A 25,310-nucleotide genomic window follows, 5' to 3' on the forward strand; every position below is an offset into this window, starting at 1 on the left:
TAATCCGGGAAAGCGCCGCCACCGGGAGCGATCCCGGATTGCGCGGAGCCTGTCATCGGGCGGCGCCTCGCGCCGACCCGTTGGCTCCAGCCGGGCTACGGGATAGCAGCCCGAGCCTTGTATGCATTATCCCAGTTGCCATCCCGACGCAGTTTGCCTTACATGCCGCCAAACTCGCCCGCGGATGACCGCCGGGGCTCAAAAAATCACACAATCTGTCAAAGGGACGGAACATGGCGCGCAACATCCTGATTCTCGGGGCTTCCTACGGCTCCCTGCTGGGCACGAAGCTGCTGATGGCGGGGCACAACGTGACCCTGGTCTGCCGCGCCAAGACCGCGGAGCTGATCAACCGCGAGGGTACCGAGGTGCGCATCAAGTTGCGTGACGAGGCGGTGCACCGCGCCCTCTTCTCGCGCGACCTGCCCGGCAAGCTCGACGCCGTGACGCCGGCCAATGTGGATTTGTCTCGTTACGACATGGTCGGCCTTGCGATGCAGGAGCCGCAATACACCAACCACACGGTGCGCGTTCTCATGGTCAGGATCGCCGCGGCGAAGCTACCGTGCCTGTCGATCATGAACATGCCGCCGCTGCCTTACCTGAAGCGGATCCCCTCGCTCGCAGACATGGATCTCGAGGAGGCCTACACCAATGCGCAGGTGTGGGAGCGCTTCGAGCCGGGGCTGGTGACGCTGTGCTCTCCCGACCCGCAGGCCTTCCGCCCGCCGGAAGAGGCTGCGAACGTGCTTCACGTCGGACTGCCCACGAACTTCAAGGCGTCGGCCTTCGCCGACGACAAGCACAACAAGGTGCTGCGCGAGCTCGAAGCCGACATCGATGCGGTGACCCTCGACGGCCACGACGTGCCGGTGAAGCTGAAAGTGTTCTCTTCGCTGTTCGTGCCGCTGGCGAAATGGTCGATGCTGCTGACCGGCAACTACCGCTGCATCACGCCGCACGAGCCGCAGTCGATCCGTGACGCCGTGCACGGCGATCTCGCGCGCTCGCAGACGATCTACGACCATGTCGATGCGATCGCCCGCCGTCTCGGCGCCGATCCGCAGGACCAGGTGCCGTTCGCGAAATACGCCAAGGCCGCCGAAAGCCTGCTCAAGCCGTCATCGGCCGCGCGCGCCGTGGCGAGCGGCGCGCCCTTCATCGAGCGCGTCGACCTGCTGGTGAAGCTGATCTCGCATCAGCTCGGCGTGCCCAATGCAGAGATCGACCGCACGGTCGAGACCGTGGACCTGAAGCTCAACGAGAAGATCGTGCAGGGAGGATCGGGCGCGCAGTAACGGGTCGGTTCCATCGCTAACGAACGCGTCGGCGCTCACGCGCTCAGGACACCAGGGCTGAGCGTCGCGCCCGCTGTCACCAAGCCCTACCCGCAAATAATCTCGCGCGGCACTGTTCCCGGTGTGACGCAAACTCAACACGAGAGATCGCGAGTCGTTGATCACGCGATCGTGTCGCTTCCAGTTCGCTCCCGCTCTCACCCGCAAACATCACGAGCGGGTGAGGCAAAGCCTGTTGCCCGTCATGTCTCGACGTGACGCAGCGTGAAAAGGCGATATTTCCGCTCGAACTGAACCAAAGCGCACAGATTCTTCTCCGCTGCGCGCTCGAACGAGGTCGCACGCTTCGCGGCGATCCTCCATTTGCGCAAACGCTGCATGCGTATGCGTCAGGCTCGCTGTCTTGCCTCGCAGATACACACGCGCAAGATGTATTGCCGGATAGTTCTTCGGTCAGGTCACGCCTTCACGTCATCCCGTGGAGTCGCGGCCGATGGATCCCAAGGTGCCGCTCGATAGCCAGTAAAAAATAGAAAACCAAGAATAAGAATCATGGACCAGGCGATGTTGAGCGTCGTCCGCGCAGTAGAGGCAGGCGCGACGACGATGAAGGGCGTGATCGACGCCACCGGACTATCCCGTCTCAAAATCGAACGTGCGTTGACTGCGCTGGAGAAGCAGAAGCTGCTGGTCCGCGACGGCCAGGGTTTTCGCGGGACCGGCCCGACGAAGGCGGCCCGGCCCGCCCGGCAATGCGGATCGTGCAACGCTTGCTGCGACATCCTCGAGGTGGCCGGAGTCGACAAGCCGGTGAACCAACTATGCATGCATTGGCAGACCGGCACGGGTTGCACCATCTACGAGCGCCGTCCCCAGATGTGCCGGTCCTTCGTCTGCGCCTGGCTGCAAGGCCATCTCGACGACGAGTGGTTTCCCGCGAACTCGGGCATCATCGTGCATTTCAGTCAGGACGCCGTGAATGTGACGGTCGACGACGATTGCCCCGATCGCTGGCGCGAGGAGCCCTATTTCAGCAAGCTCGCCGAATGGTCGCTGAATGGCATCAGGCGTATCGGAAACCGCGGCTACGCGACCCTCGTCGTCTCCAGCGCCGACCGGTTCCTGCTGCTCGGGCGCACCGTCGTTCCCGAGCCGACGCTGTTCGGCACCGCTTTCCTGCCACTCACCGCCGACACGTTCCGATTCTGGCGGGCGAAATCGCCGGAGCATCTGCAGCGGCTGCACGAGCGCATCGCCGAGATCGAGCGGATCAGGCAGGAATTCGGCTCCTGCGCCATTCCCTCGAATGAGGACGACGATCCGCAGGCCCCCTATCGGCCCGCACTTCTACGGCTGTCGCATCACGCCTGAACTGCGCCGTGGGCAACGGGTCGTGATTCGCGCCGTGGCGCTCGACGCGCCCCGGCCGGGTTGATAAGCCCCTGTCCGCGAATGATGGGGACTTGAGTCGGGCATGACGGTTGCGATCGAGATGGGGCAGACCACGGCGGGCGCCGCGGCGGCCATGGACCTCGAGGAACTGCTGGCAACCCGCCTCCTGGTGCAGGGCAATTCGGGTTCCGGAAAATCACATCTGCTGCGGCGGCTGCTGGAGCAGAGCGCGCCCTGGGTGCAACAGGCCATCATCGATCCCGAAGGCGATTTTGTCACGCTGGCGGAGCATTTCGGCCATCTCGTGATCGAGGCCGAGGATCACACCGAGCGCGGCCTTCAGGTCGCCGGCGAGCGCGCGCGGCTGCACCGCGTCTCCACCGTGCTCAATCTCGAAGGGCTCGACGCAGAAAACCAGATGCGCCGCGCCGCGGCCTTCCTCGGCGGGCTCTTCGACGTGGACCGGGACCATTGGTACCCGATGCTGGTGGTTGTCGACGAGGCGCAGCTGTTTGCGCCTGCGGTCGCGGGCGAAGTCTCGGACGAAGCGCGAAAACTTTCGCTCGGCGCGATGACCAATCTGATGTGCCGCGGCCGCAAGCGCGGGCTTGCCGGGATTATCGCGACCCAGCGGCTGGCAAAGCTCGCCAAGAACGTCGCGGCGGAAGCGTCCAACTTCCTGATGGGCCGCACCTTCCTCGACATCGACATGGCGCGCGCCGCCGACCTGCTCGGCATGGAGCGGCGGCAGGCTGAATCCTTTCGCGATCTCGAACGCGGACAATTCATGGCACTCGGCCCGGCGCTGTCGCGCCGCCCCCTGCGTTTGAATATCGGCGCGACCGAAACCCAGCCGCGCAATTCCACGCCGCGGCTGATGCCGATGCCTGAAGCCGCACTCGAGAATATGCGCGCCGTGATCCTGGCCGCGCCGCCGCCCGATGCAAGCCGGCCGCAGCGCCGGCCCGCGCCTGATCTGCTCGAGCAGCTCCGCGCCGCGAAGGCTGCGGCACCGGAGATCGGCCCCGAGCTGATCGAGGTACCGGTCAGTGCCGAGGAGCTCGCAGAGCGGCGCGAGCGCGTGGATCGGACCCTTCGTGCCGTGCTCGCTGCGCCCGATGCCGGTTTCCGCGCGATCGGCGTGCTCTACCAGGAGTTCGTCGTCCGCTGCCGCATCGAGGGGCTTGGCTCGGCCGTGCCCGACCTCAACGAATTTCGCCGCATGCTGACGCATGCGCGCGCCGGCCTCGGCACTGATTTGACCGAGGACGCCGCCTGGCAGGAAGTCTCCCTGCGCGCCTCGATCCTGCCCGACGACATGCAGGGCGTGTTCATGATGATCGCGCGCGCCGCGAAAGAAGGCTGGCCCTGCCCCGGCGACGCCGCGATCGCCCGCGCCTATGGCTCGCATTCGCTGCGCCGGGCGCAGCGCCTGCTCGGCTACATGGAGGAGCAAGGCCTGATCGTCTGCCAGCTCGACGGCGCCGGACGTAGGTTCGTGACGCTGGTGGAGCTCGCCTGGGCCACGGCGCCCGGCGATCCCAATGCTGATGATTTGCCCGCGGAGCAGGCTCCGAGCGCGGCTTCGGCTTGACGCCGTTCTAGAACGTCCCCGCCACCGTCACACGAACCGTAAGCGGCTCGACCGGGTGCAGCACGGTGTCCATCACGCCGTTCTGGCAGACCGCCGTCGGCGCGGAGCCCGACGTGCAGAGATTGTACAGCGTGTCGGTCTTGAGCAGCGAACCATAGGCATAGGTGATCTGGTTCGCCTGCGTGTTGAAGAGATTGAGCACGTCGAGCTGGAGGCGCCAGCCATTGTCGATGCGATAACCGAGGCGTCCGTTGAAGATGCTGGTCGCAGACGAGCGGAACGCATTGTCTTCCGTCAGCGGGCTCGACGCCAGATAGCGCCAGCGCACGGCCCCGAACCAGCCGGTCTTCTCGCCGAGCGTGATGCCGGCTGATGCCACCATCGCCGGCGCGTTCGGGATGTCATTGCCGGGTGCGTTGCCGATCTGCGCCTCGGGATAGCCGGCGAGCGAGGCGTAAACCTCTGCCTGATCGCTGTCATAGCCGCGGAAGCGCGCATGCGTCATCGCAAGATCGGCGTCGATGTCGATCCACGATCTCGGGCGGTAATGGTTGGTCCACTCGAAGCCGTAGCGACGGCTGGCGCGGGTCGCCGAGGTGTCGCCGGCATCGCCGGAAAACAAGATCTCGGAATCCTGGTCGAGGATGAAGAGGCTGAGCGAGGTGTCGAGGCCGGGAACGATCCTGCTGCGAACGCCGACCTCTGCGCCTTTGGTGCGCACCAGCAGCGGCGACGGCGTGAGCCTCGTGGCGGGATCACCGGGGTCTTCGGTCGTGGTCGCGCCGCGGGCGTCGTTCGAGTGCATGCCGTAGCCGGCGCCGAGGAAGAATTCGGTCTGGTTGAAAGGACCAAGCACCATCCTGAACTTCGGGCTGCCGAGCGCGGCATCGGCCCGCCCGGAGTTGTTTTGATTGAACTGGGATGTGACATCGGCGGCATAGTAGTCGCCGCGCAAGCCCACAGTGGTCCTCAGCCAGTCGGTCCAGCGCACGGTGTTCTCGGCGAAGACACCGACACTACCCTCGCCGACCTTGTCGCTGCGGACGTTGGAGACGAAGCCGCGCCGAAAATTGTTGGTCAGCGCCAGATCGATCGAATCATAGCGCGATTGCAGGCCGATCGTGGTCTGCATCGGCAGCCCTGCGAACGAGCCGTTCAGCGTGCGCGAGATGTTGGCGCCGGCCATCAGGCGGTCGTCGTGCTGGTGGAACTGGTCGCCAAGCACGGGATCGCCAAGGAAATAGGTGAAGTTGTTGAAGAGGTCGAGCTGGCTCTTCACGATATAGGCGTTGGCTTTCCACGACCCGACATCGTCACTCTGCGCCACGCGGGCCGAGAGGGCGAAGCGGTTGGTGTTGCCGCCGTCGCTTGGATCTTCCGAGCCGAACCGGTCGAGCAGGCCACTCGCGATCGCGCGCTGCGGCACCTGGTCGGTCGAATTCCATTTGTTTGCATAGGCCATGCCGGTGACGGACACGCCGTCCGTCGCGGTGCCCTGGCTGTAGCGCACGAGCCCGTTGAGCTTGCGCACATTGTCCGGATTGTCCCACGGGCCGTTGTAGGCGCCGAGCTCGCCGGCGACGAGCAGCGAGCCGTCCCCGACCTTCGCTGAGTCCATGCCGAGCAGTCGGCGATAACCAAAGCTGCCGGCGGTCACCTGCGCGAGACCCCTGGTACGGTCGATCAGGCCGATGTGAACGCTGCCGACCGAGGCGAAATCGCCCTCATCGGCGAAATACGGCCCCTTGCGCACGTCCATCGCGGCAATGGTTTCCGGGATCAGCCAGTTCAGGTCCGCATAGCCCTGGCCATGCGCATGGGTGCGCATGTTGACGGGCACGCCGTCGACGGTGATGGCGAGATCGGTGCCGTGGTCGAGATTATAGCCGCGCAGAAAATACTGGTTGGCTTTGCCTTCGCCTGAATGCTGGGTCACGATCAGCCCCGGCACGGCTTCGAGCGCCTCGCCCGGCCGTGTGAAAGGACGCGCGTTGATCTCCTCGCCGGAGACGGTGATCTCGCTTGCCATGCTGGGCGGGCCCTTGGCGCCGGAGGCGACGCTGCGCGCATCCGCCGCTTGCATCGCTGTCGGATCAACAACGATACGGCCATTGGACTGGACCGGTTTGCTGGCGCGTCGCGCTACGGCCGGCCTCCTGTGAGGTTTCGTCTCGCCGCCGCTGACCTGGACCGGCGGCAGCTCACGCGAGGTGGCTGCGTTCTGCGCGAAGGCGTCACCGCCATCTGCGAGCAGCACCAGGATCGAAAATGCCGTCAGCGCGCCGCAGCGTCGGCCGGGCTCAGACCGCCTCGGTGGCATCGGCGCATTGCATCACTTTTGGCGCGGCGCCGCGGTTGAACGCAAACATGCGCCGATAGAGCACGACCGAGACGAGCCACGCGATCGCGAACAGCGCGATCACGGCGAAGCCGACATTGGCGAGCGAGTCGTTGAGGCCGTCGACCAGCGCCCACACGCCGCCGGACAGGCTGAGCCGGTCCGCTATCAGCCCGAGCGCCTCGATGCCGCCGATCAACAGCGCCACCGCCACGGAAGCCCCTGTCATCGTGAGGTTGTACCAGAGCTTTCGCAGCGGATCGACAAAGGCCCAGCGATAGGCGCTCACCATCAGTGCCGAGTCGGCGGTATCGACCAGCGCCATGCCCGATGCGAACAGCGCGGGGAAGACCAGGACATCGGCGAGCGACGCGCCGCGCGCGGCTTCGCTGGCGGAGATGCTGAGCAGGCCGATCTCGGTTGCGGTGTCGAAGCCGAGCCCGAACAGGAAGCCGAGTGGATACATGTGCCAGGGTTTTGTCACCAGGCGGAACATCGGGCCAAGCAGCCGCGCCAGGATGCCGCGATTGGCAAGCAGGGCATCGAGGCCCTCCGCGTCGTGAATCCCCTGCTCCCGTGCTGCGCGAAACGTCCGCCACAGGCCGGCGAAGATGACGAGATTGATGGCCGCGATCACCAGCAGGAACAGCGCCGAGACCGACGTGCCGATGAAGCCGCCGATCTCCTTGAGCAGGCTGTCGCCGCCGAGGCTCACGACCCCAAGCGCAAGCAGCATGGTCGCGACCACGACGATTGTGGAATGGCCGAGCGCGAAATAGAGACCGACGCTGCGCGGCGCGCCGCCTGCCTGCATCTGCTTGCGCACGACATTGTCGATGGCGGCGATGTGGTCGGCATCGACGGCGTGGCGCAGGCCGAACACCCAGGCGAGCAGCGCGGTCGCCATCACCGTCGGCCGGTCGCCGAACGCCGCGAAGGCCCAGGCCCACGTCGCGATGTTGGCCGCGATCAGCCCGCCGAACAGCAGCACCATTCCGGGCTCGACCGCCCGCAGAGATAGTTTCGTCACGACGTTGATTCCGTCCGCTGCACGCCGATCGCGCGACGGTATGATCTTTTCATAAGATAGTCATACTGACCAGTGCAATTCAGGGGAACCGCTTTGCAGGAATGCTTGTGGCCATCCTTCGAGACGCCCGCTGCGCGGGCTCCTCAGGATGAGGTCTTGCTTCGCCGCGAGATTGCCAGACCCTCATGGTGAGGAGCCCGCGAAAGCGGGCGTCTCGAACCATAAGGCCGAGATCAAGCTAGGCCGCCTCGGAGCCGCCGAGATAGGCGTCGCGGATGCGGGGATCGTCCTTCAGCGCACGGGCGGAGCCGGACAGCACGATCTTGCCGGTCTGGAGCACATAGGCCTCGTGCGCGATCTCGAGCGCGAGGCTGGCATTCTGCTCGACCATGAACACCGAGACGCCCTCCTGGTTGATGGTGCGGATCAGCTCCAGCACGCGGTCGACATAGAGCGGCGACAGGCCCATGGTCGGCTCGTCCATCACGATCATCCTGGGACGGCTCATCAGCGCGCGCGCCATCGCGACCATCTGCTGCTCGCCGCCGGAGAGCGAGCCGGCGCGCTGCGACAGCCGCTGGCCGAGCTTTGGGAACAGTGTGAGCATCTTGTCGAGATCCTGCGCCACTTCGGTGCGATCGTTGCGCACGAAGGCGCCCATCAGGATGTTTTCGCGCACGCTCATGTCCGCAAACAACCGCCGTGCCTCCGGCACCGAGGCGATGCCGCGGCGGACGATCTGCGGTGTCGTGAGGCCGATCAGCGAGGCACCATCGAAGATCACGTCACCGGAACGCGGCTTCACCAAGCCCAAAATGATCTTCATCGTCGTCGACTTGCCGCTGGCGTTGCCGCCGAGCAGGCAGACGATGTGGCCGCGGCCAACGCTGATCGACAGGTCGAAATGCACCTGGGCCTGGCCGTAGAAGGTATTGACGTTGGTCAGCGCGAGCAGCACCTCGGGCGAGGAATTCGTCATGCCGCGCTCTCCTGCTCCGTCGTCAGACCGTGGCCGAGATAGGCCTCGATCACCTTGGGATCGTTGCGCACCGCTTCGCCCGGTCCTTCCGCGATCTTCTTGCCTTCGTCCATGACGATGACACGGTCGGAGAGACGCATCACCATCTCTAACTTGTGCTCGATCAGGAGGATGGTCAGGCCCTCCGCTTTCAGCTCGGCGACCAGCCCCTGCATCTCCGCGGTTTCGGTCGGGTTCATGCCGGCGGTGGGCTCGTCGAGCAGCAGCAGGCGCGGCTTCAGCGCGAGAGCGCGCGCGATCTCGACGCGGCGGCGGTTGGCGTAAGAGAGGCTGTAGGCCGGCTGGTCGATCCGCGGCAGCAGCCGCTCGCCGAAGCGGGCGAGAATGACCTTCACCTCCTCGCGCAGCCGCTCTTCCTCGGCCTTGACACTTGCGGGGCGCAGCAGCGCCAAGCCCAATTCCAGCAGCGGGCCGATCACCGGCATGGCCGGCTTGACCGCGCGCAATCGCGTGTGGGCGCCGATCAACACGTTGTCCATGACGCTGAGATTGCCAAACACGCGGCCAAGCTGGAACGTGCGCGCGATGCCTTCGGCGGCAAGTCGTTCCGGCGAGAGGCCCGTGATGTCCAGACCTTCGAAGCGAACTGTCCCGGCGTCCGGCCGATCAAGCCCGGTCACGAGATTGAACAGCGTCGTCTTGCCGGCGCCGTTCGGGCCGATGATGCTGATCAGCTCGCCCCTGGCGAGATCAAGATCGATGGCGTCGACGGCGGTGAGGCCGCCGAAGCGCCGCGTCAGCCCGCGCAGGGACAGCATGGTCGCGCCCATCACATCGTCCCCAACAGGCCCTGCGGCCTGAACCGCACGAGCAGCAGCAGCACGATGCCGTAGATCAGGATGCGATACTCCGCCGCGATCCGGAACAGTTCGGGCAGCCCGACCAGCGCCACCGCACCGACGATGGCGCCGACGACATTGCCGAGCCCGCCGAGGATCACCACGGTCAGCGCCAAAATGGATTGCTGCGTGTTGAAGGTCTCGTGGTTGATGTAGGAATAGAGATGCGCGGCGATGCCGCCGCTGACGCCGGCGGCGAAGCCACCGAAGATGAAGGCCAGCGATTTGTAGCGGTTGAGGCTGAGCCCATAGGCGCGCGCGGCGATGTCGTCGTCGCGGATGGCGCGAAAACTGCGGCCGAGATGCGAGCCGAGCAGGCGTCCCTGCAGCAGCGCCAGCACGACCATCACGATGAAGCTGAAGCCATAAATCGAAATCGGGCTGATCAGCTCATAGCCAAACAGCGACAGCGGCGGGATGCCGGAGATGCCGATCGGGCCGCGCGTGACACTTTCCCAGTTCAAAATAACCAATGAGACGATCTCGCCGATCGCAAGCGTCGCGATCGAGACATAGTGCCCGCGCAGCCGGAACGACGGCGAGATCAGGGCGGTGCCGAGCGCGGCGCTCATCAGGCCGCCACCGATGATGGCCAGGCCAACCGGGACGGAGAAGGTCAGCGACAGCAGCGCGGAGGTGTAGGCACCGATCGCGAGCAGCGCTGCGTGCCCCAGCGAGACCTGGCCGATCGTGCCTGCAACCAGGGTGAGGCTGAGCGCGAGCATGCCGAGCAGCCAGGCGTTGATCAGGGTCTGGAGCACGTAGAGGGACACCGGGAACAGCGGCAGGACCGCGAAGATGCCGGTAGCGGCCAGCAGCGCCCAGCGCGGGATGCGCACGGGCCGGCTCGGCGCGATGAAAGTGCCGGTGAGCGGCTCGGGCGGCGCCTGCCGTGCGCCGGCGAACAGCCCGTTCGGGCGCAGCACGAGCACCACGACCAGCAGCAGGAACGCGAACAGATTGCGGTAGCTGGTACCGAATACGGCGACGCCGTAGCTCTCGACCAGTCCGAGCAGCAGGCTGCCGATCACCGCACCCGGCACATTGCCGGCGCCGCCGACGACTTCGGCGACGACGCCCTTGAGCGTCGCCTGCAGGCTCATCGCGGTGTCGATCTGGTTGTAGTACATGCCGACCAGCAGGCCGGAGACGCCGCCGAGCGCAGCCGCAATACCGAACACCGCCTGATTGACGCGGTTGACGTCGACGCCCATCTGCATCGCGGCGTCGCGGTCCTGCGCGGTGGCACGCACCGCCCAGCCGAGCTTGCTGTAGCGCAGGAACACGAACAGCAGCAGCGCGCTGGTGAGACCGACACCGGCGATGAGCAGATCGAGCGGGCCGATCGTGCCGCCGCCGACCTGGAAGCGAACATCCGGCAACTGGCTCGGCAGCGCGCGGGGATTAGCCGAGAAAGTCAGCATCACGAGCTGATCGAGCACGAAGCTGATGCCGATCGTCGCGAGCAGCGGCGCGATCCGCACCGAGTTCTGCAGCGGGCGCAGGCCGAACCGTTCGATGATCAAGCCGACCAGCGCCGCCGCCACCGCGACCACGATGATGGTGAGCGGCAGCGGCGTATGCAGCTGCACCACCGCGACCCAGCCGATATAGGCGCCGACGAGATAGATCGAGCCCTGGGCAAAGTTGATCAGCCGGCTGACGCCGAAGATCAACGCGAGCCCGACCGCAACGAGGGCGTAGACATTACCGACGATCAGCCCGTTGATCGTGTAGTCGAGCCAGGAAGACACGCAGTTTTCCTAATGAAGAGAGAAAAGGCCGGAGCGATAAAGCGCGATGAGATCGCGCTCTAGTTTGTTTTACGCATGATTTTTTCGGAAAACCGCATCGCACTTTTCCGGATCATGCTTTGTCCCGGCCATCATGTCAGGTCGGCTTGCCGTCCCAGAGCGCGAACTGGCCCTTGCGCACGACCAGCTCCGCGTTCATGGCGCCCTTGACGCGGCGGCTCTCGACGTCGAACGTCGCTTTGCCAAAGATCACGCTCGAGACGTCCTTCACTTTCGTGAAGGCGTCGCGGATGGCACGGCGGTCGGCGCCACCGATCTTGACGACGGCGGCCGCCATGTTCATCGCGTCGTAGGAGTAAGCGTTGAACGCGTCGGGCTCCAGCCCGTTGTATTTCTTCTTGAAGCCCGCGATGAATTTCTGCACCTCGGGACGCGGGTCTTCCGGGAAGTAGCGCGTGCCGACATGGACGTCCTCGACCGCCTCGCCGCCGAGCTCCAGAAACTTCGGCGAGTAGACCGAGCTCGCAGCGCAGATCACCTGCTTCAGCCCGACCTGGCGCGCCTGGCGCGCGATCAGCGCACCGTCGGAATAATAGGAGATCAGGATCAGTCCGTCCGGATTGGCGTCGCGGACGCGCACCAGCGTCGAGCGGAAGTCGCGCTCCTCCGCGATGTAGCCCTCGGTGACGGCGATTTCGGCGCCGTGCTCCTTCGCGGCCTTGACGAAATAGTCGCGGCTGGTGCGGCCCCAGTCGGTGTTGAGGTGCAGCACCGCGAGCTTCTTCAGGCCGAGACGCTTCACGGCATAGGCCGCCAGCAGCGGCTGCTCGTCGGCCTGGCTGACCGAGGTGCTCCACATGAAGTCGCCGCCTTTGGTGAAGTCGGGATGCGAGTTGGTGAAGCCGAACTGCACCAGCCCGCCGCGCTGATAGATCGGCGAGGCCGCCATCGAGGCGGGACTCGAGAAGTCGCCGAGCTCCATGACGATCCTGGGATCGGAGACGAACTTCTGGGCGATCGCCACCGACTGGCGCGGGTCGCTCTGGCTGTCTTCGAAACTATAGGCGAGCTTGCGGCCGTTGATGCCGCCGGCTGCCTGGATCTCGTCGAGCGCGAGATCAAAGCCCTGCTTCCACTGCGTGCCATATTGCGCGTTCGGCCCGGTCAGCGGACCGCTGACGCCGAGCAGGATCGGTTCGGACGATTGCGCGAAGGCGGCGCGCGAGAAGGCTGCTCCCGCCATCATGGCGGCAAGCGAGCCCTTGACCAGGGTACGACGATCGATGTTGCTCATGCACGGCTCCATCCACTCAGTGTTGAAACAACCAGCAATTTCTATGCCGGTGAGATTGCCTATTTCGAGGGCTCGCCGAGCGACAGCATCAGCCGGTTCGCCCAGTTGAAGAACGACGCGCCGTTGATGACGTCGACGATCTCCGCATCGTCGAGGCCGGCGCGGCGCAGCTCATCGATATTGTCCTGACCGAACGCGATCGGCGTCGCGGCGAGTGCCACCGAGGCCTTGACGACCGCATTCCAGCGCTCGCCGAGATCGGCGCCAACGCCTTCGTCGAGCAGGCGCTGCAAATCGTCGCGGCGCTTGGAATAGGTGCTGGCGAAACGCGCATGCACGGAGGCGCAGTAAATGCAACCGTTGTAGCGCGAGGTCGCAGCCGCCGCGAGCTCGCGCTCGGCGCGCGGCAGGCCGTCGGCGATGTTGTAGAAGATGTCCTTGTCGGTCTTGGTGCGGGCTTCCAGCACTTCGGGATCGCGCACCAGCAGGCGGAAATATTCCGACTTGGAACGGGAGCGATCGACCAGGCCGGCGAAATGCCGCTCGGTCAGCTCGGCTTCGGGCAGCGGATCGATCCACGACACCCAGCCCAGTTCATCCTGGGTGAAGACGACGGGCGGAGTGACATTGTTTGCAGCGCTCATGATGCAGCCTCCTTACGCGCCGGCCGCGGCGTTCGCGCGCCCGAGCGAGGCACCGAGCACGCGCAGTCCGGTGACGGTGCGCACCTGGAACGACAGGAACGCGACGAGCTGAGAGAACGTGACGACGCCGGTGTTCGACCAGCCGGCGGCCAGCAGCGCCTTCATGTCGGCTGACGCGGCATCGCGCGGGCGGAACACCAGCAGATGCGCATGTTCAAGCGCCGCAACGAGCCGGGCGCCGAGATCAGGCTTGCGTTCCGCGCTGACGCGATAGATCAGGCCGGCCTTGTTCTCCACCGACAGGGGACCGGCGGGAAATGCACCGTAGGGGCCTGAGGTCTCGCCCCGCGCGATTTCGACATCGACTGCTTCGACCAGGCGCGCTCCGTCGGCGGTCGAAGCGAGCTTCGCCCGATAGAAGCCGGCCATTGTGGGCTCGCGGTGAAGACCGATCACGAAGAATGCGACCGCCGCGCGCTCCACCAGCGAGACATCGCCGGCGTCGATCGGCTCGAACAGCGAGAGATAGCTCTTCTGCGCGTTGTCGCGTGCCTGCAGGCGACGCGCGCGAATGGCGTCGAGGGCCGAGCCCGGTTCGATCTCGGCGAGCATGTCGATGATATCCTTCGTACCCATCATTTAGCCTCTTGCAGCCTCGTACAGCGCGATTCCGCTCATTCCGACTAACCCGCCAGCGCCACATCGGGCGCCGTCCGCGTCCAGCCCAGCGCCGGCGCGACCTTCTGCGCGACCAGCTCGATCGAACGCAGGATATGAGGGTGCGGCGCATCGACCGAATGCGCCTGGAAAACGAGATCGGTCACCCGCTCGAGCGTGGCGTCGGTGCGCAGCGAGGCGATGACGTCGTCGGCCGCGCCGACATGGGTGTCGAACGCCGCGATCATCTCCTCCAGCGTCTCGCCCGGCTTGGCGTGACCGCCCTTGAGGAATTGCGGCAGCGCGCGCCGCAGCCCGATATCGGCAAGGCGCATCGCCTCAGTCCGGTCGTCGGCGACGAAGACGGTGCGCGAGGCCATGATGCGGGGCTCGCGTCCCGGCGGCAGCGCTTCGAGATAGGCATCGATGACCGGTTTCTGAATCTCGGCCAGCGTTGCCTTCGGCGCCTCCTTGGGCCTCGGCTGGGTACGGGACAGCAACAGGCCATCGCCCGCCTTGCCGGCACGCGCGCCGCCCGCCACCGAGAACGTCGCCTGCCAGATCCGGCCATCCAATTGCGGCCGCTGCGGATAGAGCGTATCGCCGCCGTCAAGCGGCTTGCCCACCAGCGCGGTGCGAACGACCTGAAGATTGCGGGCAAAGATCTCGTTGCGCTGGGTGCTGTCGAGGCCGAAGGCGGCAAAGGCCGAGGGGTTGCCGCCGGTGCCGACGCCAAGCTCGAAGCGGCCGTTGCAGATGAGATCGAGCACCGCGGCGTCCTCCGCCACCCTCACCGCGTTCTCGAGCGGCAGCGTGACGATGCCGGTGCCGAGGCGGATGCGCGAGGTCTGCGCGGCGACGTAGCCGAGGAAGGTAAAGGGCGACGGCAGGCCGCCCTCGCGCTCGTGGAAATGGTGCTGCGCGATCCACGCGGAATCGAGGCCCGCCTTCTCGGCGCGTACGATCTGCTCGGCCGCGAAGCGGTATCGCTCGGCCGGCGGGGCCTCGTCGAGAAGCCGCGTGAAAAATCCCAGGCGTTTCAGGTTTGCTAAGCGTTTCATACGACCCCTGTCGGGCGAGGATGGGCCCCGATGATGTCGGTTGCCGCAGCTCCAGACAAGCGGGCATTGCGCAAGGCTGCCACGTCGCCTGTATTTCGTCCCGCCACTGGAGTCTGTCTGGGCAGACTGCCTACCAGCTCGGCAGCACCGCGCCCTTGAACTTGGTCAGGACGAACTCCTTGACCTCCGCCGTGTGGTAGCTGTCGACGAGGATCTTGACCCAGGGCTTGTCCTTGTCGGCCGTGCGGATGGCGATCAGGTTGACGTAGGGACCCTTCGGGTCCTCGCGCAGGATCGGATCCTTGACGGGATCGAGGCCCGCCTGGGTTGCATAATTGGTGTTGATCGCGGCGGCGTCGACATCGTCGAGCGCGCGCGGCGCCTGCGCCGCGTCGACCTCGATGAACTTCAGCTTCTTGGGATTCTCGGTGATGTCGAGCACCGTCGGCTTGAAGCCGGTGCCCTCCTTCAGCTTGATCACGCCCTTGTCGCGCAGCAGCAGCAGCACGCGGCCGCCATTGGTCGGATCGTTCGGGATCGAAACCTTGCCGCCCTCGGGGATGCTGGAGAAGGACTTGTATTTCTTCGAATAGACGCCGATCGGAAAGTTCACGGTCAGGCCGACGGCCTCGATCTTGTAGCCGCGGTCGGCCTTCTGGTTGTCCAGGTAAGGCTGGTTCTGGAACGAATTGGCCTGGATCTCGCCGGCATCGAGCGCGGCGTTCGGCACGACGTAGTCGGAGAATTCGATGAGCTGGATATCGAGACCCTGCTTGGCGGCGATCGGCTTCACGGCCTCGAAGATCTGGGCGTGCGGCCCCGGCGTCACGCCGATCTTGATGGTCTCGCCTGAAGCGGCGGCCGACCAGGCGGCGAGCGTGGTCGCGAGGATCAGGCTGGAACGAAACGACATCTTGGTCTCCATAACGCGGCAATGATTGGAACCGTATTCGCTTCTCCGCCGGGCGAAATCAATGAAATGGAAATCCATATTGGCCGGCTGACGCGGACGACGTTTCTCCGTTCGACCTCATGTGGGGGACGAATCCACCTGCGCAAGCGTGAGGCGCATCACGGCGAAGCGGCCCGCTGAGCCACTTGCTGCTGCTGTCGGCGCTGGCGGTCGGCGTGCCGGCCTCCAGTGAGCCTGTTTACTCTGAGCGCCAATTTACTCCGAGCGCCACGTTGCCGGCGACAGCATGATCAGGACGCAGATCGCGGCGTAGGCGACCATCGCCACCGCGACCATGGTGGCGAGGCCCGCCATGCCCGCGCCAAAGCTCACCACCGCGATCCAGCCACCGCCGGCTGCGATCAGGATGCGCACGACCGACGAAGCCAGTGGTCCCATGGCGCGGCCGGTGCCTTGAGCGGCAAAGGACGTGACGAAGCCGAAGCCAAGCGCGGCATAAGCGGGAGCGACGATGCGCAGGTAAGTCATGCCTTCGTTCACCACCTCGGGATCGTGGCTGAACAGGTTCAGCCACGACGTCGGGAAGATCGCCACCAAAAGGCCGATCGCGCCGGTCATGATCATGCCGACGATACCGCTGATCCAGCCGATTTTCCGTGCCCGCGCCGTCTGCCCCGCGCCCATGTTGACGCCGACCATGGTCAGCGTCGCCGTGCTGATGCCGAATAGCAGCGGGATCATGATGTAGTCGAGCCGCGAGGCGATGCCGTAGCCGGCAAGCGCGGAGGTGCCGAACAGGCCGACCGCGCCGGTGACGAGGATGACCGTGAGATTGGTCAGCACCGCGTTGAAGGCGGTGGGGATGCCGACCTTCAGCATGTCGCCGAAGATTTTTGCACGCAAGGGCACCATGTGCAGCCGCAGACCGGACACGCCCGACGACATGTAGCGCAGCAGGAACAGCATCGCCGCACCATAATAGAGGCCGAAGGCGATGCCCGCGCCACCGATGCCCAGCCGCGGGATCGGTCCCAGGCCGAAGATCAGCGCCGGCGAGACGGGAATGGTCACGATCGCGCCGACCAGCGTCACCAGTGCGGGCACCTTGACATTGCCCGCGCCGCGTAGCGCCGCGGCCTGGAGATTGACGATCCACACCGGGATCGCGCCGGCGAAAAGGTAGTTGGAATAGGTGGTCGCAGCTGCGAGTGCACCGCCCGCGCCGCCGAGGGCGCGATACAGATGCGGCCCGCCGACGATGACGCCAAGCGTAAACACGCCGCCGGCAACGATCGCGAGCGCCACGGCGTGAAACAACGCCGCCTCGGCATCGTCGCGGCGGCCGGCACCGACCGCGCGCGCAACCGAGGAGGCAACGCCGCTGCCGAACCCCCCATTCGACATCATGGTCATCAGCATGAAGATCGGGAACACCAGCGCCGCGCCGGCGAGCGCATCGGTGCCGAGGAAGCCGACATAATACGCCTCCGCGATGTTGACCGCGGTCTGTGCCACCAGGACGGTCACGGTCGGCAGCGCGAGCCTGAGCAGCGTCGGCAGGATCGGCGCCGTCAGCAGCGCCGCGCGCCTCTGCTCGGCCGCGCTTGGTGTTGATGCCGCCGCCTGGCGAAGGGGAGCGGCGGTGTGAGCCGTGATCTGCGTGGCGGACAAGGCCGGCGCGGCGGCATCCTCGACTGACATGGGTTCAATCCTGGGGTCCCGAAGGGCCACCGCCGATCGGCCGCCCATTGTATTATGATCATAATGTATTATTATGGTCGTAATGCAATAGACCCTGCCTCACGATTTTGTGGCCAGGGCGAAAGCCGGGTCGCGAGGAGGCGGGATTGGCGCGCTACGACAAGGGACACAGGGACACGACGCGGCGGCACATCATCGACGTCGCCTCGTCGCAGTTCCGTGAGAGCGGCATCGCCGCGGTCGGCCTCGCCGGCATCATGGCGCAGGCCGGCCTGACCAACGGCGCCTTCTACACGCATTTCGCCTCCAAGGAGGATCTGGTGCGCGCGGTGCTGTGTGAGGCGCTGGAGCGGCGCGAGCAGAGGCACAAGGACAATCTCGCAAACGGCGTCGCGCTCGAGACCACGATCCGCGACTATCTCTCCCCGCGCCATCGCGACCACGCGGCGACCGGCTGCCCGACCGCAGCACTGGTTTCCGAGATCGCGCGGCATCCGAAGGCGACGCGCGATGCCTTCACCGGAAAGACGTCCGATATCGTCGCGCTGATGGCAGCGCAGATGCCGGATGGCCCCGCTGCGGAGCGTCGGCGACGCGCGATTTCGGTCTACGCGACCATGGTCGGCGCGCTGCAATTGTCGCGCGCCGTCAACGACCGGCTATTGTCGGAGGAGATTCTGGAGAACGCGGTGGAGGCTGCGCTGACGCTCGCGAATGGACAGTGACGCATTGGAGTCTCGGATAGTCATGTGTGGCAATTTCCTGGCGGCTGCAATCAATCTCCGACTGGGGCAACATCGCGAAACTTGATGTGTCCGCTGCGACCGGGTTAGCTTCCGGCGCGGCCTTAGAACTTCCCCAAGTTCACCTGGTTCGCACTGGATCGCCGCCTGGATCTCTCGGGCGGCGATCCAGCTACCGCGCCTCGGCAACCACGGCTGCCGTCCGCACCTTCGTCATTTCGCCGCAGGGTTATCCGACCTTGTTGGCATTGCCGCCTCGCCCTTGATGAAACATGATGGGTCTTGGCCGGTGACGACTCGTCCTTGAAGTGGGGATCCTCCGATGAACGAAAACGAAATCCGCAAGTCCATCGCGGAGGTGAAGCAAGGCACGCTGTCGCGACGCTCGTTCATGAAGACGATGGCCGCGATCGGGATCGCCGCGCCGGTCGCGAGCCAGATCCTGGTCTGGAACGACGTGGCGATGGCGGACGCCACGCTGCAATACAAGCCGACCAAGGCCGGCGGCGGCGGCTCGCTCAAGATCCTGCTCTGGCAGGCTCCGACGCTGCTCAATCCGCATTTCGCGATCGGCACCAAGGATCAGATCGCCTCGCGCATCTTCTTCGAGCCGCTCGCCGGCTGGGACAAGGACGGCAACCTCATCCCCTGCCTCGCCGCCGAGGTCCCGACCAAGGCGAACGGCGGCCTTTCGGCAGACGGCATGAGCGTGACCTGGAAGTTGAAGCAGGGCGTGACATGGCACGATGGCAAGCCCTTTACCGCCGACGACGTCGTCTTTACCTGGATATACGCTGCGGACCTGGCCACCGCCGCGTACAGCACGGGATCCTACAAGGACATCAAGGTCGAGAAGGTCGATGACCACACCGTCAAGGTGAACTTCAAGAGCCCGACGCCGTTCTGGGCCGATCCCTTCGTCGGCTCGGTCGGCCAGATCCTGCCAAAACATCATTTCGGCGACTACGCCGGCGCAAAGTCGCGCGAAGCTCCCGGCAATCTGAAGCCGGTCGGTACCGGCCCGTACAAATTCGTCGAGTTCAAGCCGGGCGATTTGATCAGGGCCGAGCGCAATCCCGACTATCACGTCAAGAACCAGCCGCATTTCGACACGCTCGAGGTCAAGGGCGGCGGTGACGCGGTCTCCGCTGCGCGGGCCGTGCTGCAGACCGGCGAATACGACTATGCCTGGAACCTGCTGGTGGAGGAGGAGGTCCTCAAGCGCATGGAGGCGAGCGGGAAAGGCAAGGTCGATGTCACGCCCTCCGGCAACGTCGAGTTCATCATCCTCAACACGACTGACCCGTGGACCGAGGTCGACGGCGAGCGCTCCAGCGTCAAGACCAAGCATCCGACGCTGTCCGATCCCGCCGTTCGCCGGGCGATCAACCTCCTGATCGATCGCGAGGCGATCCAGAAATTCATCTACGGCCGCGGCGGTGTCGCCACGGCGAGCTTCGTCAACGCGCCCTCGCAGTTCAAGTCGGGCAAGCTGACATACGCGTTCGACGTCGACAAGGCGAACAAGATCCTCGACGAGGCCGGCTGGAAGAAGGGCGCGGACGGCATCCGCGAGAAGGACGGCAAGAAGCTCAAATACGTCTTCCAGACGTCGATCAACGCCCCGCGCCAGAAGACGCAGGCCATCATCAAGCAGGCCTGCCAGAAAGCCGGCATCGAGATCGAGCTCAAGTCGGTCACCGCATCGGTGTTCTTCTCGTCGGACGTCGGCAACCCCGACACCTATTCGAAATTCTATTGCGATATGGAGATGTACAACACGACGCAACCGCAGCCCGATCCCGAGCGGTTCTTGAACCAGTGCGTCTCCTGGGAGATCGCCAACAAGGAGAACAAATGGCTAGGTCGAAATATCTCGCGCTGGTCGGATCCCGAGGCCGACAAGGCCTACAAGGCCGCCCAGAACGAGCTCGATCCGGTCAAGCGCGCCGCGCTGCTGATCAAGGTCGACGAGACTTTCTGCGAGGCCAACGTGTTCCTGCCGCTGCTCTCGCGCAACATCGTCGGCGCCGGCGTCAACAACCTCATGGCCGACATCTCGGGGTGGGACGTCACGACCTGGAATCTGGCGAGCTGGTATCGGAGCTGACGCCGGAGAGGCTGAACGCTCAATCCCTGCCGGCAAATTGACGGTCGAGGTTTGACGCAGTGTCGGCGCTTCTGTTGCGGCAGTTGTGTTCACATGTGAACAGGATTAGCTGGGCTTCCACATCGAGGGGCTTCTCGGCTTGTCAATCAAGGCGAGCGATAGAGCACACCGGAGATGGCCATCGGCGTGGCATCATCAACTACTTGCGCAGCAATCGACCAACAGGTCCCAGATCCGCTGCACCTCGCCCGTCTTGCGGGTGTCGAGCTTGCGGGTGTCGAGCCCCTTCTCCGCGCTGGACTGCGAATAGGCCGCCACGGGACGTTCCTCGCGGGGCACGATCCATCGCTGCGAGATCGGGTCGTACCATTTTCCGATGATCATCTCAGTCACGCCGATCGACTCACAGGTTTGACTCAAGGTGGAGCGCTACTGCTCGCGGGCTTCGTCGGAATCCGCTCGCCGCGCATCGCCCAATTTACCAATCGGCTTCTCGCGCGATCGTTCCCGCCGCCGCGTCAGCCCGGCCGCGCCGGATGAAGCGTGCGGGGATGCCGCTCGTGCAGCAGCCGCGCGAGCTCTTCCCGCTCCGCAGCCCGTCCCTTCATGGCGGTCTCGAACAGTGCTTCCTGGATGTCGCGAGGCATGTCGCCCCACACGTCCATCGCCGCTCGTCCGAGCAGGTTCGCAAGATGATCTGCTGCATCGCTCATTCGGTTCTCCTGATCTGCGCACGGGAATGGAACAGCCGCGGCTGCGCCGCGTTCCAGTTCCATCATTGTGAAAGGAGACGTCGGCACGCCCATGCTGCTTGCCGGCGACGAATTCGGACACACCCAGGGCGGCAACAACAACGCGTACGCCCAAGACAACGAGACCGCATGGCTCGACTGGATGGGCCATCAGCGCGAACGGCCGCAGCCTTCGCGATTTCACGCGAAAGCTGATTGCCACGCGCAAGGCATTTCCCATTCTCTGCCGCTGCCCGGATAGTTCGCCATGATGGAGCGCGCCGACGCTTCGCGTTGACGACAACAAGGAACGCACGCAGGTCGCCGGCGTTCGAGCAGATGGGGCATCAGTCGGAGAACACCGAGATGAAGTTCACAGGTGTCGTTATCCTCGCCGCCCTTGCGCTGCCTGCAGCAGCTTTGGCGCAGGCCAGCAAGCCTGACGTTTCGTCTGCGCCGAGCGCGCAGAATTCGGGTGCCGGCATTCCCGGACAGCCCGGCAACAAGAGCGGGCCGGCCGTCAAGCCCGGTGAAACCGTTGGATCGAGTTCAACGAGCTCCACCGGCAACACCGCGGTGCAATCGCAGGACCCGGCGAATATCCAGGGCGCACCGGGCAACAAGAGCGGGCCGCCTGCCAAGCGTCCGGACCAACGCTGAACGAACGCGCGCACTAAAGCGCGATGAGATGAGGGTGAATCATCATCGCGCTTTAGGTTGTTGTTTGAGCATGATCTTTTCGGAAAACCGCTTTGCACTTTTCCGGATCATGCTTTAGGCGTCCAGCAGGTCGAGGAACTCGTCGACCCGGCTGAACGGATCCTCGTCGCGGCGGCCGGAATAGACAACGCGGTCGCCGTCGCGCTGGAGCGATCGCGCCTCGGACTTCCCCCTGGATTTCCGCAGCCGCCCCGGCAGGAACGTCGCGGCGACGGCCTCGGGCCCGACATCGAGCCTGACGATGCCGCGCCGCTTGCAATCGATCCGGAGCCTGGCGGCAGCGAAGAAGTCGCGGGCCTCCGGCGGCAGCCGGCCGAAACGACGCGAGATCTCCTCCTCCAGATCTTCCAGATCGTCGTCGCTCCGGCACCTGGCCGCGCGCCCATAGATCTCGAGCCGGACCGCTTCCGATTGCACGTAACCTTCAGGCAACATGTCGGCCAGCGGAAGATTGAGATCGGGGACCCACAGATCGGTGCCGGTGTCGCTGGTGCGCTCGGAGGCCAGCTTCAGAAGGTGACTGTAGAGCACGGGTCCGAACACCTGGACATGCCCGGACTGCTGTTCCGAGAACAGATCGCCGGCGCCCCTGAGGTCGAGATCGCGCTCGCTGATCGCAAAGCCGGCACCCGGCTTGCTGAACTCCTCCAGCACCGCCAGACGCTTCTCGGACTGCTCCGAAGTCGATTCCGTCAGCAGATGGGCAAACGCGCGCGTGCCGCCGCGTCCCACCCGCCCCCTGAGCTGATGGAGCTGCGCAAGACCGAACTTTTCGGGCCAGCACACCGCGATGGTGTTCGCGCGCGGAATGTCGAGACCGCTTTCCACAATATTGGTCGCCAACAGCACATCCGCGTCGCCGTCGACGAAACTCATCATCCGGTCGTCGATCTCCTCGACGGGCAATCTGCCGTGAAGGCAGACGATGCGCAGCTCCGGCGCCACCGATTGCACACGCGCCAGCATCGGCTCCAGATCCTGGATGCGCGGACAGATCAGGAAGCTCTGTCCGTTCCGTCTGCGCTCGCGCAGCAGCGCCGCGGCAATGGCAGCCTCCGAAAGCGGCGCGATCCTGGTCACGATGGGAAGGCGATGAACCGGCGGCGAGGCGATCACGCTGAGATCCCTGAAGCCGGCAAGACCCGCGGCGAGCGTGCGCGGTATCGGCGTGGCGCTCATCCAGAGCGAGTGGGCCCCCTTGGCGAGGCCTGAAAGCTTCGCCTTCTCCGCCGCCCCGAAGTGCTGCTCTTCGTCGATGATGACGAGGCCAAGATCGGCGAACTTCACGTCCTTTGCCGCAAGAGCCTGCGTGCCGACCACGACTTTCAGCCTGCCGCGCCGCAGCCCTTCCTTCGTCTCTCGCGTCTCCGGGCCTGAATTGGCCCGCGACAGGCTTCCCACCTCGATCCCGAGAGGGCCGAACCGCTTGCGGAAGGTTTCGACATGCTGCCGGGCCAGCACCGTTGTCGGCGCCGCGATCGCCACCTGCTTGCCCGACAGCGCCACCGCGGCGGCCGCCCGCAGCGCCACCTCGGTCTTGCCAAATCCGACGTCGCCGCAGATCACCCTGTCCATGGGATGGCCCGACGCGAGATCGTCGAGGACGTCCTGAATCGCCTTGGCCTGGTCGACCGTCGTGAAATAGGGGAAACGCGCGACGAACTTTTCATAGTTCGCCCCCGGCGGCACCAGTTTGGGTGCACGGCGGCGGCGGCGCTGGCTGATATGCTTGGCGAGCGCCTTGGCAGCGACCTGAATTTCCGCTTCCGCCGCAGTACGCCGCGCCCACCAGCTGCTACCGTCCGCCTTGTCGAGCGTCAGCTTGCCGGGCTCGCCGGCATATGGCCAGATCACCGCAAGATCGGCCGGCGGAACGAGCACGGCATTGTCGCCCGTAAAGGCGAGCCTGATCATCTCGCGCCGCGATCCGCGTCCCATGTCGAGGGTCTGCAAGCCGTCGAGCACGGCGAGCCCGCGTTGCAGATGGACGATGGCGGCGCCTTTCTCGGGCACATCAGGATGATCGAAAGCCGGATTCCAGGAGCGCGCCATGGGCTGTGGATGATGGGCCCGGCTGCCGAGCACGTCGGACGCGGTCACGACGACCAGAGGCTTGCGGCCGGCGCCAATGAACCCCGCGTCGAAATCGGCCAGCAGCGCGCCTTCGCGGCTTCGACCCTTCGACACCTCGCTCCAATCGGCCAGGCGCTCCGCCTTGATGCCGCTCATGCGCTCCATCGCGCGAAGGTCGTCCTCGACGGCCGCGACGAACAGCAGCCGCGATCCCGCGCCTTGCATGTCGGCGACGAATGCGCGAAGCGCCTTGCGCGGCGCGGCGAGCTTCGAGAACTCCGGCGTCGAGATGAAGGCAGCCTTGCGCGGCAGCACGCTGATGCGCTTCTTTAGCCGCGTCCAGTCCGCCCGCCCCAGATATTCGCGCTCCGCATCCCTGCGGCCCGCCGCTTCCTCGATCGTGCCCAGCCAGCTATCGGCGTGGGCCGACACCCCGGCATCCACGATCCATCGCGCACGGCCGCAATAGTCCGGCAGTGTCGCCCGCTGTCCGCGCGTAGCTCCCAGCGCGATCCGCTCGGACATGGGGTCGATGATCAATTCCGCGGTCTCGTAGACGACCTCGTGCTCGATCGGATCCACGGCGACGATCTTGCGGATCGTTGCGCCGGAATGCTCGATCCGGAATGGAGCAAGCGCGCCGGCGGGAAACACTTCGAACGTCTTGCCGTGGAACAGGACGCCGCCCGGATACTCCGCCTCTTCGTCGAGATCGTAGCCGAGAGCTTCCAGCCGCGTCTCCAGCTCGGGCCCGGAATAGGGCGCGCCCACCTTCAGCGTGAGGCTCGACCGCGACCAGCTCGCCGGCAGGGGCAGCCGTTCCATGACGGCTTCTGCGGTCGACACCAGGAAGACCGGCTTCTTTGCCTTGGCGAGGCGCCGCAGCACCGCGCTGCGCCGGCCCGCGATCTCGCGGGACGGCTCGAGGCCGTCGAAGGGCAGCGTGTTCAGGCGCGGAAACACCAGCACCTCGACCGAGGGATCGAGGGCGTGGATCACGCCGCCCAGCCGCTCCGCCCTGCTCTCGTCGTCGCAGAGGAAGACGAGGCCGTCGCGGCCGGACGTGCCCCACTGCTCCAGCAGATGCAGCGCCAGCATGCCGAGCGGCGACGAGGACGAGACCGCGGAACGCGATGCGCTCTTGCTTTTCGAGCTCTTGCTTTTTGAGCTCCCGCTCTTTGAGCCGCTACTTTTCAAGCCCTGGCTTTTTGAGCCCTGGCTTTTTGAGCTCTTGCTTTTCGTCTTGATCACGCCGGTCGTGGCCCGGGCTTTCCTGGTGGCCGCCAATTTGTATCCAACTTTGTTTCGCAAATAGAGACGAGCGACGACGAGCCCTCCCGTCGAGCTCCGTCGATAACGCACCTCGGGCCTGAGCGCCC

The 25,310-nt window shown here is 65.3% G+C and carries 21 protein-coding genes and 1 pseudogene; 8 read left to right on the forward strand and 14 right to left on the reverse strand.

What is annotated here, in order from left to right:
• Positions 1 to 233 precede the first annotated feature (233 nt).
• The 3 genes from QCM77_RS28960 to QCM77_RS28970 all read left to right on the forward strand — a co-directional run bounded on the left by QCM77_RS28960 (position 234) and on the right by QCM77_RS28970 (position 4,284).
• Entirely contained in the window at positions 234 to 1,298 is a 1,065-nt protein-coding gene (locus QCM77_RS28960; RefSeq protein WP_279685883.1) for a ketopantoate reductase family protein, read from the forward strand.
• 552 nt (positions 1,299 to 1,850) lie between these two features.
• Positions 1,851 to 2,669: a YkgJ family cysteine cluster protein gene (locus QCM77_RS28965; protein ID WP_279685885.1), complete on the forward strand. Its 819-nt coding sequence runs from the start codon at positions 1,851 to 1,853 to the stop codon at positions 2,667 to 2,669.
• A gap of 103 nt (positions 2,670 to 2,772) precedes the next feature.
• Complete coding sequence (locus QCM77_RS28970; RefSeq protein WP_279659381.1) at positions 2,773 to 4,284, forward strand: helicase HerA domain-containing protein; 1,512 nt, start codon at positions 2,773 to 2,775, stop codon at positions 4,282 to 4,284.
• 7 nt (positions 4,285 to 4,291) lie between these two features.
• Here the strand turns inward: QCM77_RS28970 and QCM77_RS28975 are convergent, their stop codons facing one another.
• The 11 genes from QCM77_RS28975 to QCM77_RS29025 all read right to left on the reverse strand — a co-directional run bounded on the left by QCM77_RS28975 (position 4,292) and on the right by QCM77_RS29025 (position 17,554).
• Entirely contained in the window at positions 4,292 to 6,604 is a 2,313-nt protein-coding gene (locus QCM77_RS28975; protein ID WP_279685886.1) for a TonB-dependent receptor, read from the reverse strand.
• On the reverse strand, positions 6,585 to 7,616 hold the full coding sequence (locus QCM77_RS28980) for a HoxN/HupN/NixA family nickel/cobalt transporter (RefSeq protein WP_279685901.1): 1,032 nt from the start codon (positions 7,614 to 7,616) through the stop codon (positions 6,585 to 6,587). Before QCM77_RS28980 ends, QCM77_RS28975 begins: the two co-directional genes overlap by 20 nt.
• 274 nt (positions 7,617 to 7,890) lie before the next feature.
• Complete coding sequence (locus tag QCM77_RS28985) at positions 7,891 to 8,631, reverse strand: ABC transporter ATP-binding protein (protein ID WP_279685888.1); 741 nt, start codon at positions 8,629 to 8,631, stop codon at positions 7,891 to 7,893.
• Positions 8,628 to 9,461 (reverse strand): ABC transporter ATP-binding protein, encoded by an 834-nt coding sequence (locus QCM77_RS28990; RefSeq protein ID WP_279659378.1) that lies wholly within the window; start codon positions 9,459 to 9,461, stop codon positions 8,628 to 8,630. Before QCM77_RS28990 ends, QCM77_RS28985 begins: the two co-directional genes overlap by 4 nt.
• Entirely contained in the window at positions 9,461 to 11,284 is a 1,824-nt protein-coding gene (locus tag QCM77_RS28995) for an ABC transporter permease (RefSeq protein ID WP_279659377.1), read from the reverse strand. The genes QCM77_RS28990 and QCM77_RS28995 overlap by 1 nt, the downstream gene beginning before the upstream one ends.
• 136 nt (positions 11,285 to 11,420) lie before the next feature.
• The gene (locus QCM77_RS29000; protein WP_279685889.1) at positions 11,421 to 12,578 is read right to left on the reverse strand and encodes an ABC transporter substrate-binding protein; all 1,158 of its coding nucleotides are present in this window, start codon (positions 12,576 to 12,578) and stop codon (positions 11,421 to 11,423) included.
• Positions 12,579 to 12,637: 59 nt separating this feature from the next.
• The gene (locus tag QCM77_RS29005) at positions 12,638 to 13,222 is read right to left on the reverse strand and encodes an alkylhydroperoxidase domain protein (RefSeq protein ID WP_279659375.1); all 585 of its coding nucleotides are present in this window, start codon (positions 13,220 to 13,222) and stop codon (positions 12,638 to 12,640) included.
• 12 nt (positions 13,223 to 13,234) lie between these two features.
• A complete protein-coding gene (locus QCM77_RS29010; protein WP_279685902.1) occupies positions 13,235 to 13,858 on the reverse strand; it encodes a CMD domain protein in 624 nt (207 codons plus the stop codon).
• A 47-nt stretch (positions 13,859 to 13,905) separates the two neighbouring features.
• On the reverse strand, positions 13,906 to 14,940 hold the full coding sequence (locus QCM77_RS29015) for a putative FMN-dependent luciferase-like monooxygenase (RefSeq protein ID WP_279685891.1): 1,035 nt from the start codon (positions 14,938 to 14,940) through the stop codon (positions 13,906 to 13,908).
• A gap of 130 nt (positions 14,941 to 15,070) precedes the next feature.
• Positions 15,071 to 15,865 carry a MetQ/NlpA family ABC transporter substrate-binding protein gene (locus QCM77_RS29020; protein ID WP_279685892.1) on the reverse strand — a complete coding sequence of 265 codons (795 nt, stop codon included), beginning with the start codon at positions 15,863 to 15,865 and terminating at the stop codon, positions 15,071 to 15,073.
• Between the two features lie 243 nt (positions 15,866 to 16,108).
• Positions 16,109 to 17,554 carry an MATE family efflux transporter gene (locus tag QCM77_RS29025; RefSeq protein WP_279685894.1) on the reverse strand — a complete coding sequence of 482 codons (1,446 nt, stop codon included), beginning with the start codon at positions 17,552 to 17,554 and terminating at the stop codon, positions 16,109 to 16,111.
• 146 nt (positions 17,555 to 17,700) lie between these two features.
• On the opposite strand from QCM77_RS29025, the gene QCM77_RS29030 reads away from it, so the two are divergent.
• Positions 17,701 to 18,279, forward strand: coding sequence for a TetR family transcriptional regulator (locus QCM77_RS29030; protein ID WP_279685895.1), 579 nt, complete (start codon positions 17,701 to 17,703; stop codon positions 18,277 to 18,279).
• Positions 18,280 to 18,619: 340 nt separating this feature from the next.
• The gene (locus QCM77_RS29035) at positions 18,620 to 20,407 is read left to right on the forward strand and encodes a peptide ABC transporter substrate-binding protein (RefSeq protein WP_279685896.1); all 1,788 of its coding nucleotides are present in this window, start codon (positions 18,620 to 18,622) and stop codon (positions 20,405 to 20,407) included.
• Between the two features lie 195 nt (positions 20,408 to 20,602).
• On the opposite strand, the gene QCM77_RS29040 is transcribed toward QCM77_RS29035, so the two are convergent.
• Positions 20,603 to 20,791: a hypothetical protein gene (locus QCM77_RS29040; protein WP_279659591.1), complete on the reverse strand. Its 189-nt coding sequence runs from the start codon at positions 20,789 to 20,791 to the stop codon at positions 20,603 to 20,605.
• A 134-nt stretch (positions 20,792 to 20,925) separates the two neighbouring features.
• On the reverse strand, positions 20,926 to 21,120 hold the full coding sequence (locus QCM77_RS29045; RefSeq protein ID WP_247348427.1) for a hypothetical protein: 195 nt from the start codon (positions 21,118 to 21,120) through the stop codon (positions 20,926 to 20,928).
• An 82-nt stretch (positions 21,121 to 21,202) separates the two neighbouring features.
• Here QCM77_RS29045 and QCM77_RS29050 point away from each other — a divergent pair.
• Together QCM77_RS29050 and QCM77_RS29055 are read left to right on the forward strand one after the other, a co-directional pair.
• Positions 21,203 to 21,389 (forward strand): annotated as a pseudogene (locus QCM77_RS29050) (hypothetical protein); the annotation flags it as partial.
• 115 nt (positions 21,390 to 21,504) lie between these two features.
• Complete coding sequence (locus tag QCM77_RS29055) at positions 21,505 to 21,798, forward strand: hypothetical protein (RefSeq protein WP_279659369.1); 294 nt, start codon at positions 21,505 to 21,507, stop codon at positions 21,796 to 21,798.
• 114 nt (positions 21,799 to 21,912) lie between these two features.
• Here QCM77_RS29055 and QCM77_RS29060 read toward each other — a convergent pair whose 3' ends face one another.
• Positions 21,913 to 25,029, reverse strand: coding sequence for a DEAD/DEAH box helicase (locus QCM77_RS29060; RefSeq protein ID WP_279659368.1), 3,117 nt, complete (start codon positions 25,027 to 25,029; stop codon positions 21,913 to 21,915).
• Here QCM77_RS29060 and QCM77_RS29065 point away from each other — a divergent pair.
• The gene (locus QCM77_RS29065; protein ID WP_279659367.1) at positions 25,028 to 25,246 is read left to right on the forward strand and encodes a hypothetical protein; all 219 of its coding nucleotides are present in this window, start codon (positions 25,028 to 25,030) and stop codon (positions 25,244 to 25,246) included. The two genes, QCM77_RS29060 and QCM77_RS29065, sit on opposite strands and share 2 nt — an antisense overlap.
• Positions 25,247 to 25,310: the final 64 nt, after the last annotated feature.

It is taken from the genome of Bradyrhizobium nivariense (genome assembly GCF_029846695.2).
In the GTDB taxonomy this organism is placed as follows: Bacteria; Pseudomonadota; Alphaproteobacteria; order Rhizobiales; family Xanthobacteraceae; genus Bradyrhizobium.